Raw genomic sequence first — 11841 nt, forward strand, 5'->3', positions numbered from 1 at the left:
GGTGAGGGGGCCTGCGAGGCTGTAGGCGCCCGTGCCGGAGACCGCGAGGGTCGCACCGGCGGCGTTGGCGAAGGTGCCGTCGCTGGCCACCGCCCCGGCGACCGTGACGGTGCCGGCCTTGTTGGCGATGGCACCGTCGATGCGGCCGGCGCTGGCGAGCATCGTGCCGGTGTTGGTGAGCCCGCCCGCGATCGTGCCGGAGGTGGCCAGTGTGCCGCTGTTCGACACGCCGCCCGCGATCGCGCCGGTGTTCTGGACCAGCCCGGCGTTGCTCAGGCCGCCGGAGATGGTGCCGCTGGTGGCCAGGATGCCGCTGTTCGATACGCCGCCCGTGATGGCACCGGCGTTCTGGGTCCGGCCGGTGTTGCTCAGGCCGCCGTTGATCGTGCCCGTGTTGGCCAAGGTGCCGGCATTTGCGACGCCGCCCACCAGCGTCCCGGCATTGCCGAGGAGGCCGGTGCGGGCATTCGAGACGGCGCCGGTGACCGTACCGGTATTGCCCAGGAAGCCGGCATTGGCCACGGTGCCGGCGATCGTGCCGCTGCTGAGCCACAGGCCCGCATTGGTGACGTCGCCCGCAATCGCGCCGGTGGTGGCCAGCGTGCCGCTGTTCGACACGCCGCCCGCGATCGCGCCGGTGTTCTGGACCAGCCCGGTGTTGCTCACGCCGCCCGCGATGGCACCGGCGTTCTGGGTCCGGCCGGTGTTGCTCAGGCCGCCGTTGATCGTACCCGTGTTGGCCAAGGTGCCGGCGTTTGCGACGCCGCCCGCCAGCGTCCCGGCATTGCCGAGGAGGCCGGTGCCGGCATTCGAGACGGCGCCGGTGACCGTACCGGTATTGCCCAGGAAGCCGGTATTGGTCACGCCGCCGGCGATCGTGCCGCTGCTGACCAAGCTGCCGGTGTTGCCCGCGCCGCCCGCGATAACGCCGCCGTTCTGGATTGTGCCGCTGTTGATCAGGCCGCCTGCGATGGTGCCATTGGTGGTCAGCAGGCCGGAATTGGTCGCCGCTCCAGAGATCGTGCCGGTATTGAGCAAGAGGCCCGCATTGGTCACCGCGCCGGCGATGCCGCCACGATTGTACAGGGCGGCATGTGGAGCGTTCCACACGCTGCCCGCGATGGTGCCGGTGTTCTGCGCAGAGCCGGCATTGACGAACTGGCCGGCGATGGTTCCACTCGTCATCAGGATGCCGCTGCTGACGACGTCGCCCGTGATTGTGCCGCGGCTCGTCAGAAGCCCGGCGTTGATCACGCCACCCGCGATCGTGCCGCTATTGACCAGCGTGCCCAGGTTCCCCACCCCGCCGGAAGCGAAGCCCGCGTTAGTGAAGCGTGCCCCCTGTCCGACGAAGACTGGGGAGGCGAGACGGCCGGTTGATGTCAGACCCAGCGCACCGTCCGCCACGATGGTGCGGCCGGTAAAGCTGTTGGCTGCCGACAGGATCGCCGCGCCAGCCCCGGTCTTCACGAGTGAGCCTGCCTGTGCGCCGTCGGTGATTGTGCCCGCGAAGGTTGCGGTTCCGCCCTCGATACGCAGGGCTCCCGCCCCGTCGAGGGTGATCGGGCGTGGGGTGGAGAAGCCGTCGGCCAGGATCCGCAGCGTGCCGCCGCCGAGAACCAGCCCTGTGCCGGACGCCCCCAGGTTAGCGTCGCGCGACACGGCCAGGGATCCGCCATAGACGCTGGTGCCACCGGCATAGGTGTTGGTGCCGGCGAGTTCCAACGTCCCAAGCCCGATCTTGATCAGGCCGCCGGAACCGGAGATGTCGTTCGCAAAGCGACCGTCATAGGCTTGGCCCTTGTAGGTGGTGTTCACCGTCCAGGTGGAGGTGAATTGCCCCGGGCCGTCGATCGCCTTGCCGAGGTTCAACAGACCCCAGCCGTAGATGTCGTTCGGGGTGTCGGCCGGCCCATCGCCGAGATGCGTGGCGGTGGTGAACATCGTCTGGGCGATCTGCGGGACCGTCAGGAATGGGAACGCCTGCATCAGCACCGCGGCCGCACCGGAGACGTGCGGCGTGGCCATCGAGGTGCCGCTCATGTAATTGTAGGGTTGGCCCATGTCGGTGGGTGTGGTCGACAGGATCCCGACTCCCGGCGCGGCGATGCACCAGGAGGCCGTGACACCGCAGCGGTTGCTGAACGAGGCAATCTTGTTGTCGCGGTCCGTCGCCACGACCGCCACCACCGAGCCTGCGACCCCGGAGAAGTCGATCGCGCTCTGATCGATGGGATGGCCGATCGGATCACCGATGAACCGGTAGATATCATAGAATTGGTAGACGCCGCTGTTGGCATTGCTCGGCTTGATGTAGGGCAGGAGCGCGGCGCTGGCCGGGTTCCTAGAAAGAACCGGCTGGGCTTCGTAATTGTTCATGGCCGCGAAGACGAACAACGTTCCACCATCGACGGCCCGCTTCATCGCATTGTATTCTGCGAGCATGCTTTCGTAAGAGAATATGTATTTTTGGAATATGGGATAGTTCATCCCGGTAAAATTGAGTCCGTAGCTGCCGTTGTAAACGCGCGCACCTTCCTTCGCCGCATAGGCGAGGGCGCCCGTATAGTCGACGGTAAAGTCTGCAACACGTCCTCCCTCCGTTATGCCATCTGCCGGTAGCCCGTAGAGGGTCAGGATCGTGCTGCCGTAGGCGACGCCCATCGTCCCGGTGCCGTCGCGCGCCGCGGCGATCGTTCCGGACACGTGCGTGCCGTGACCCTGCTCATCCCGGATGAAGCTGGGGTAGAATTTTCGATCGGATGCGTAGAAGAAATTCCGGGAGTCGGGCGAGATCCGGCCGCTGAATTCCGGATGGTTCCGGTCTATGCCGGTATCGTAGACTGCAACGAGAACACCCAGTCCGGTGAAGCCGCGCGCGTAGGCGGGAGCGGCATTGATCTGCGCGAGGCCCCAGTCGGCGCGATATTCCGGCGTGTCGAAATCCACTGCGCTCGGCGACGCGCTTGTCGGGACTCCCTGCGCGGGTGCAGATGTAGACGCGGCCGCCATGACAGCCAGCGAGCAGCCAACCAGAAGGCTCTCTCGCGGGTGTACGCGCCGGTGCAGGGAAGCGATCAGCCTCTCGATCCCCAGGCGACGGAGTGCACCTCCAAGCGCAGTGTCCGATGCGCGTTTCCGCGCCGAACCCGCATCCAATCCAGCCGAGCGCGTCCTGATCACTGGTCTCATCGCAAAGTTCCGCCACGAAAGGCAAAATTCAGGAATATAATCATGGTTGCCGACGGCATCGGGACCGCGACGTCCGAGAACGTCGCCTCCACGCCGCATCAGTCCCGCTACGATCGGCACAGCGGCCGTTGGTCCCTTCCGGGTCGGTCTCCTGTGCGGCTTGGCCCGCATAAACGTCGGGCTGGCCCTCCGACCCGAGGGGGGCCGCCGTCAGCGCCTGAAGTTCAGGGGAATGGTGAGCGCGATGGAGCGCCCCCCAGGCGGCGGTGGGTACGGTGCTGCGCGGGACATGACCGCCACGGCTTCCGCGTCCAGGGCGGCGTTGCCCGAGGATGCGACGAGCCGCACGTTGCTGGCACCGCCGCCCGCCGTGAAGGTCACGCTCACCAGTGCGACGCCGGTGGTGCCGTGCGCTTCGAACGGGAAGCGCTTGCTCCGCACGATGCGGCTGCGCACCTCGCTCTGCCAGGCCGCCCGAGCGTCCGCGCTGCTCGTGTCGCCGGCCGTGGGCGCGGCAGTCCGGTCGGCGGTCCGCTGATCGGAACGCGGGCCGCCCCCGTTGCGCGAAGCGACCACCCGCTCCTCGCGCGGCTTCTTCGGCTTCTTGACGGGTTCCACCGTCTTGTGTGGCTTGGCCTGCGGCGCCGGCGTCTCGGGCTTCCGGGCCTCCGTCTTCTTGACCTCGGGTTTGGGCGGCGCCGGAGCGAGCACCGCCTCCGGCTTCAGATCCGGCGGCGGGGGTGGAGCCGTGATCGTTGCCTCTGGCGGGGGCGCCTGCTCCTCGGGCGGCGTCGCCTCATCCTGGGCGGTCGAGGCCGGCCCCTTGGCCTGGTTGTCGACCTCGGACCGGGCCACTGTCGGAATGGGTGCGAGGTCGATCATGACCGCCGCCGGACTCGCCAGCGGCGGAGGCATGTCCGCCGCGGGAGCACGAACCAGAATCGCGTAGATCCCGAGATGAGCGCCGGTGACGATTGCGGCGGCCAGCCCCCAGGCCAGGGCCCGGACCGGTGCCGCGGGCATCTCCCTCCGTGGGGATCGGGGCGCGGCCATCACCGCCGCGAAGGAGGCGGGCGGCGGGTGGATCATGGCTGGCCGCCAGCCCCCGTATCTTCCAGCCCGACCAGGCCGACCTTCAGGTAGCCCGCGCTACGCAGCAGATTCAGCACCTGCATGAGTTCGCCGTAGGGCACCCCCTTGTCGGCGCGCAGGAAGATGCGCTCGTCCTTGTTGCCCTTGGCAGCCTGATCGAGGGCTTGGCCGAGCGCAGGGCGCGCCACGGTCTCTTCCCCGAGAGCGATCGAGAGATCGGACTTCACGCTCACGAAGATCGGCTTGTCGGGCCGGGGCTGCACCGGCGCGGCGGAGGTCGGCAACTCCACGGCGACATCGACGGTCGAGAGCGGGGCGGCCACCATGAAGATGATCAGCAGGACCAGGATCACGTCGATGAACGGCGTGATGTTGATCTCAGCGTTCTCGGTGAGTTCGTCGGCGTCGTCGCGCCCGATGCGGACCGCCATCGGTTCACTCCGCCGCGACGTGCAGGCTGGCCTGCCGCGGCCTGTGCGCGCCGACGGCTCGGACATCGAGGTCGCGCGAGAGGTGGCAGAGCACCAGGGTCGCGGCGTCGGCGAGCAGCGCCCGGTAGCTGGCCACCGCGCGGGTGAGCGCATTGTAGATCACCACGGCCGGGATCGCCGCCACGAGGCCGATGCCGGTGGCGAGCAGGGCCTCGGCGATGCCGGGGGCGACCACGGCGAGGTTCGTGGTGTGGGATTCGGCGATGCCGATGAAGCTGTGCATGATGCCCCAGACGGTGCCGAACAGGCCGACGAAGGGCCCGGTCGAGCCGATCGTCGCGAGGACCCCGGTCTGGGCGGCGGCCCGCTTGGCCTCGGCGGCCTCGATGCGGCTGAGCGCTGCCTGGGCGCGCTCCCGGATCCCATCGGCCGGCAGGCCTGGAGACCGCGCGATCTCCGCTTCGGCGGCGGCGAGGAGCGCACCGGCCGCACCGCGCGGTACCGCGACGCTCGCAGCCGAAAGACTGGTCGCCGCCCGGATCTCCGCGAGCGCCTGACGCATCCGGCGCTTCGCGACGGACAGGGCGATCGACCGCACGAGCAGAATCGTCCAGGTCGCCACCGAGGCGATGGCGAGCAAGGTCATCACGCCCTGCACCACCGGATCCGCTCCGAGGAACATGCCGATCGGCGAGAGATCGTGACGGGGTTTCGAAGGGGCCTCCACGCCGGCAGCCGGCGCCCGCGTCTCGCTCGCAGGGGGCTGTCCCGACACATCGCTCCGCGGAACCGGCGCCTGGGCAGGCGCTTCCTGCTCAGTGGACGCGGGAGGCTCCGGGACGGCCTGCTGAGCGTGAGCAGGCGAGAGGCTCAGGCCAACCATCAGCACGACCAAGCGCGCAATCCGGCGCCGTCTGCGCGGGCGCATTTCGGCGGAATGGAACTGTTCGATCATCAGACCGCGCTCTCTATCGCTATCCGAAGGAGGTTCACCCCGTCTGTCGGACCGCGCGGAGAAAGTGACAGCGTCGCGACGAAATTTTTTCGACGGCCTTGAAGCCGGCCGTGTTGGGCGCGGTTGCCGGCACGGCCGGCAGGATGCCTGGACCTTCGCGGGCCAGAACCTTGTCGCCGCTGTCGTAGCCACGATCAGCCCGGACTGTGATCTCCTGCGCGCTGACAGCCTGTCTAGCCCGACCACCATCGGCACGAGCTGGGTTCGGTCGTAGCCCTCGTTGACGATCTCATGGGCGACAACGAGACGATGATGATGGGGGTCGACGGCGATCTGGACATTGTAGCCGACGATGCCGGTGCCGCGCCCGCTCGTTGCCCTTGAGCGGGCGTCCGGGACGATCAGTCAGACCTGTCCGTTGTCCCCGGTCTCCGCGCGTTCCTGCCGCGCGCGTAGGAGGGCCATCTGTCGGCGCAAAACTGCCGGCGCGTGGCGGGGCGGATGTCCTTGATCACGGCTTCTGCCGGCTTCCACGCCTGCCCGGACGTCTGTTTCATGATCGTGCCTCAGGGCTACGCTGAACCAGGCATCCTCCGTTCGTGAAGACCCTCAACCTGTCTCAGGACTGCTGACGGCGGACAGCGGCGAAAAACTCAAGACGGTTGATCTTGAGGCCGGTCGGGCGTTGTTAGCGGCAGGTTCGATCAGCGTAGCCCAGATCGCCAAGTGGCTCGGCGTCAACCGTGACAGCGTCTACAACGACTTCCCACGCGTCCGCGTTAACAGGGCTGCCAATAAATGCTGAGCGCGCTTGACGGCTGTGCCCGCTCGGAGATGCACGCGCCCACGCCACCAAAGCTTTTCCGCGCCCGTACTTGCAGCGATAGGAAGCCTGCGGATCCGCCTATGAATGGGCCGCCCGTGGATCAGGCACGCTCTAGGCTCAGAACCATCACAAGAGTAGTGACTTGATAGAAAATCAGTAGATACCTGGGAGCTAGCTGATTTCGCTCACTGGATGTCGGTGTCGAAAAAGGGAAAGTATGAGCTGCGATAAGCGATATCCCGCGAACGTTTCCCCACGACTACTGCGGGGTTCCCAGCGACGATCGTGTAAGGTGCGACGTCGCGCGACACAACCGCTCCGGCCCCGACAACCGCACCCTCCCCGATCGTCACTCCGGGAAGGATGATCGCCCGAGCGCCGATCCAAGCGTGGTCCATAATCGCGACCGGCTTCTCGAGACAGATAAAATCGCGATTCTGCGGATCGTGAGTCAGTGTGTGAATCAGAGTGTAATGAGATACGTTGACGTTGTTGCCGATATAGAGCTGTACCCGGCCATCGAGATAGACGTAGCGATTGATGACGCTGTTGGACCCGATCACGATCTTGCTGCCGGTGATGAAGCAGCGCTGAGCGATGCTACTCTTGTGGCCGATCGTGATTCCGCAGACGGTACGCAGATAATAGTGACGTACTACGTAGGGTGCGAAATGCATCATCACCGAGTTGGCGATGTAGAAGCCGAGAGCGCGGCGGAACCGGCCGATGTAGTTGAGCAACCCTAACATGTCGGGCCGCCGATTTGGCTGGAGGTCGTGATGCCGCTTCGAAAGCAGTGGCGTATGACCTCCTCGTAGCGATCCATAACATCCTCGAAATTGTACCGCGTGAGTACCTTTTCCCGTCCGCGAGCGCCGGCGTCGCGCCAATGATCTGGCTCTGAGGCAAACCGGACCATGGCGCTGGCCAGGATCGGGGCCGTTTTGTATGCGCGCGGGCTGTAGGCAAGCTCGTCAAGCAGCTGGGAATCTAAGTCGATGCTGCGGCCGTACTCGTTCGGCACCAGGATCCCGGTGTCGGACTCTTCGATGACCGCTGACGAGCCGCCGGTGTCGGAAAGAATCATGGGTTTACCAAAGTACATCGCCTCGTTCATCGCGATGCTCCAACCCTCAATGAAGGAGGGCAGCAAGAAAGCGTCGGCAATTCTAAACGCTGAGGCGACTTCTTTCTGGAAGCCCGGCATCAGCATGTGCTGGGATAAACCCTCCCTCTCAAGGAAGGCGCGCAACTCGCCGACGTGAGGCGGATATATCTCATTACCAATGCAGAGGATCTTGATCTCTGGTCTCTGGCGGCGCGCAATCTTGAGGGCTTCTGCCATCAGATAATGCGCCTTATGTAGATTATACGAAGCGACGTTGATGAAGACGTAGTCGTCCTCGGCTAGGCCGAATTCGGAACGGTTCAGCTGTGGCGCGATCCGCTCGCGCCGAGCCAACTCGGGCACGATGATCCCGTTGGGGATCGTCACGATCTTGCCGGCATCGATGCCGAGGCGGCCAATCGCGTATTCTGTGGCTTTATCCGAGACAGAGATAAAGCGATCGACGTACCGGGCATCGGCGATGAAGTTCGCCACCGCCTCGCCGGTCAGCATGGCGTAGACGTTGTGAATAAATGTGATGTTGGGGATTCCGAGCGCAGCAAAGGCGGGATAGCCGACTCGCGAGAAGTGTGAGATCGAGAGTTGGGCCTGACGCGCACGCAACAGGGCCTCATAGAACGGCAACGGTGCAGTTGACGGGAGCTGGACGACCTCAATTCCGGCCGCGATCGCCTGATCACCCAGGAACCCAACTTTGCCAACGCTGACGACTAGGGGGCAGAATCCTCGCCGCCTGAGCGAGATCGCCAAATCAAGAACGACTTTCTCCAACCCACCCTTGTCGAAGGAGCCGACTTCGATCGCCACCACGGGGTTAACACAAGAATGAGCTAGGATATGGGGCGGACGACTAGTCGGTTCGGCCTTCGCCCCAGTGACGATGATCGCAGGGAGCGGCAGGCCTTTCGCCGCTTCCGAAGTCGCCTCATTAACAATGGTTCTGGACGTCCCTCGTTGGCTATAGCCGGGTGTGAGGGCGAGACGATAAAATGCCGGTCGATCGGGTGCCTGTCGATGCAGCGGCATCAGCGATAGAATCTGGTCCGCAATGCCACGATAGGCGATCGCCTCCTTCAACTCGGCTTGACTGATGCAGGCCGGGGTGACGGGCAGTTCGCGCAGATTACAGGCTAGAACTGCCGCGATCTCGGCATTGATGGCATCCAGAGACTCCTTGATTGTATTAGACTCGTGCACCCGATAGCGGATGTGGGTGCGCTCACGATCAAAGATCACGTGCCCGCGGTTCAGGGCCGCTAAAATGAAGTCAAGGTCATGGCAATAGCGTAGGGCTTGAAAACCGCCCTGACGTGCCCAAAAGCGCTTGTTGAAGACGAAATTAGAGGTCGTGACAGCAAGATTCTCCTGATAAAGTGCTAAGGTCAGGTTCCCGGTGCGCTCAAGCAGCACACGGCAGCGGGCGAGCCAGTCTGCTGTCACGCCATTCTCGACGTTGGCGCCACTGCCGTCGACGAGGTCAACGCCTCCAAACAGCAGATCCGCTTCGGCGTACCGGCCAAACAGTTCGGCGCAGCGTTCCAGCTTGTTCGGCAGGAAAAGATCGTCCGAGTTGAGGACAGCAATGTGCGTTGTCGTCGCGAGTTGGATCGCCCGGTTAAGCGTCACGTGGGCGCCGGCATTAGCCTGTCGCAGCACCCGTGAGCCGGGATAGCCCCGGAGGAGCGCGACGGCGACGTCGTAGCCGCCATCCTGGGAGCCATCGTCGATAATTACGATCTCATCCGCCGGTCGGGTCTGCGACAGCACGCTTTCGATTGCGGGCTCAATATAGCCTTCGTGGTTATAAAGCGGAATGACAACCGCGATGCTGAGATCCATGTTAATCTAGGTCTGTCCTGACGGAGAAAAATACTTGTGGTGTGGCGGCCAAGCCGCTTTCATTTCGGTGGAACGAGGTCGATGGCATCGAGAAGTTCCCTGACCTTCTCGATGCCGCTGGCGAGGGAATACTCGGCGCGCATCAGCGCGAGCCCATTGGTGGACAACTTGTCCCAAAGTTCGTTCGACGCGTGCAACCGCACAATCTGGTCCGCAAGCGCTTCCGCCGTTCGACCAATCAGAATGTCTCGATCCTCCACGAGGCCCATACCCTCACTTGCGATCGGCGTCGCGACGCAGGGCACGCCGTGTGACAGACTGGTCACGACCTTGCCCTTTGCCCCGGCCCCGTAGCGCAGCGGAGCGACGGTCAGTTTGAGGTTGGACAGCCAGAAATCGAGCTCAGGCACGTACCCGACGAAGCTGACGTTTCGCACGACTCGCTCGATCATATCGGCGGGCATGTGAGAGCCGATGATGTATAATTTTAGGTCCGGGTTCTTGTTCAGTACGGCCGGCCAAATCTCGGCGAGGAGATAATCCACTGCGTCGACGTTGGGCTTGTGTTGAAAGCTGCCGATGAAAGCGACCCCCGCACGCGACGAGAAGGGCGCGATCGGACCCCCACCGTAGTCTCGTACCAGCGGGATCAACTTAACGTGGGTGCCAGGGAGCTCACGGGTCAGAATTTCCTCCTCCTGCCGCGACACCACGATCGTGGCATCGACGCAGTTGACGAGGCTTAGCTCCAGGCGGCGGGTTTCGTCGGCGCGGCGAATCAAGTCGGCGTCACCGGTTGCCTCGGCCTGTCGCTTCTCGCGCACGTGGTGCAGGTCGACAGTGTTGAACACGATCCGGGACTGCGGTGCGTACATGCGGACAGCGTCCTTGAATTGGCCGCCAAAATGCACCCGCGAGAGGAAGCAGAGGGCGAGTTCGGCACCGCATCGCTGCAGGAATTCATTGATAGAAGAGTAGGTGGGTGGACGGATGCAGATAGCCCCTGCTTCCTCGACGGCGACCTCGGGGCCACTATCCGCGCCAAATTCGACCGCAGATGCGAAGTAGACCCTATAGCCGAGCGTTCGGAATATCTTGATGAAGGAGATTTGGTCGAGCGACCCGGAATCTTCATCTGGTCGCGGGTATAAACCATCAATCATCACGATCGCGTCGCGTTGTGCGTGACATTGCGGCAACGCGACTGGCGGCAGCGGATGGCGGTTCTCGGCCCGACCCACCGTCAGATAGTGCGCGAGCGGATTGAGGCCACTCGCGGCGACCTCCGGATAGGTCGAGAGGTAGTGGTTCGTGTTGAAGCCAGGATGCGGATCGCGGCCCTCGGATGCCCCTTTCTCGATGTAGTGAACCAGCGGGTTGACGCCTGCGGAAGCGACGTCTGGATTCTGCGCGAGATAGTAAGTCGTATCGAAATACATGTTGGGGTTGCGCCCCTCTCGAGACCCGAGCAGTAGAAAATGCGTCAGCGGGTTCATCCCATTCGCTACGACGTCGGGGTACATCGTCGTGTAATACTCGGGGTCGAATAACGGGTGTGGCTGGCGGAACGGCGAGCGGAGATGGTCGGCCAGCGGGTTGAACTTGCTTTGCGCGACATCTGGATAGGTCTGCTTGTACCAGCGGGTGTCAAATAGCGGGTGAGGGTCGTAACCCTTCTCGGCGCCGATCATGACGAAGTGCTCAATCGGCGATAGCCCCAGTGCAGTCACGTCTGGATAGCGGCTTTGATAATGCCTGGCGTCGACCAAAGGATGAATGTCGCGAGCTTCTGCTTGGCCATGCACGACATAGTGGACCAGAGGCCGAATATCGGCGTCGGCGATGTCCGGATACTGTGCCAAGTAGAGGCTGGCTTGAAAAAATGGCAGGTCCGGTAAGGAGATACTTGGGTTGGCCAAGTGAGCGATCACCCGGTCAAGCCGCCCCTCGGGAGAAGGTGCACCAATGCGTGACCACTCTATGCGTGCGAGGAAAGCATCGACGGCCTTAGCCTCCCTCAGCATGCGATCATCGGTGTGCCGCTTGCGGATATGGAGCCTCTTGGCAAGGCGCAGGCTCACCGACTGAGCACGGCGGGCAGCAGCGTTCCGGAACAGGCCACCGACCCGTATCAGGAGTTCGGCCTTCTCCCTTTCGAGGGTTTGCAGCTGAGCGTGGCACAAGGATACCTCGCGAGCCACGGAAAGATTGGTTGCGAACAGGCGGTGTCGCGCTTCAGCGGCCTCAGCCGCCGCTTGCTCGGATTGCGCCACGTGAGCCCTCAGCCGCTCGTGGAGGACGGCCGCCTCCGTTCGCGCTGCCCCGAGCTCAGCGGACACCTCCGCGGTCCGAGACGCGGCCTCAGCCGCCGCCTGCT

The 11841-nt window shown here is 64.0% G+C and carries 7 protein-coding genes; all 7 read right to left on the bottom strand.

The genetic code is table 11. The features are described from left to right. The coding region (locus BLQ49_RS30615; RefSeq protein ID WP_167627712.1) for a S8 family peptidase at positions 1–2949 on the bottom strand (2949 nt) is incomplete at its 3' end. 453 nt (positions 2950–3402) lie between these two features. Beyond that, on the bottom strand, positions 3403–4215 hold the full coding sequence (locus BLQ49_RS15195) for a TonB family protein (RefSeq protein ID WP_244507606.1): 813 nt from the start codon (positions 4213–4215) through the stop codon (positions 3403–3405). Positions 4216–4277: 62 nt separating this feature from the next. Then, entirely contained in the window at positions 4278–4715 is a 438-nt protein-coding gene (gene exbD / locus BLQ49_RS15200) for a TonB system transport protein ExbD (protein WP_091717057.1), read from the bottom strand. A 4-nt stretch (positions 4716–4719) separates the two neighbouring features. After that, a complete protein-coding gene (gene exbB / locus BLQ49_RS15205) occupies positions 4720–5397 on the bottom strand; it encodes a tonB-system energizer ExbB (protein ID WP_342028190.1) in 678 nt (225 codons plus the stop codon). Positions 5398–6681: 1284 nt separating this feature from the next. Continuing rightward, on the bottom strand, positions 6682–7236 hold the full coding sequence (locus tag BLQ49_RS30620; protein ID WP_280140977.1) for an acyltransferase: 555 nt from the start codon (positions 7234–7236) through the stop codon (positions 6682–6684). Positions 7237–7238: 2 nt separating this feature from the next. Continuing rightward, positions 7239–9464, bottom strand: a complete 2226-nt coding sequence (locus BLQ49_RS15215; protein WP_091717063.1) for a glycosyltransferase — start codon at positions 9462–9464, stop codon at positions 7239–7241. Between the two features lie 59 nt (positions 9465–9523). Next, a partial coding sequence (locus tag BLQ49_RS29715; RefSeq protein ID WP_091717065.1) for a glycosyltransferase occupies positions 9524–11841 on the bottom strand: 2318 nt, incomplete at its 5' end.

Origin of the sequence: Methylobacterium phyllostachyos (genome assembly GCF_900103445.1) — a bacterium.
Classification (GTDB): Bacteria; Pseudomonadota; Alphaproteobacteria; order Rhizobiales; family Beijerinckiaceae; genus Methylobacterium; species Methylobacterium phyllostachyos.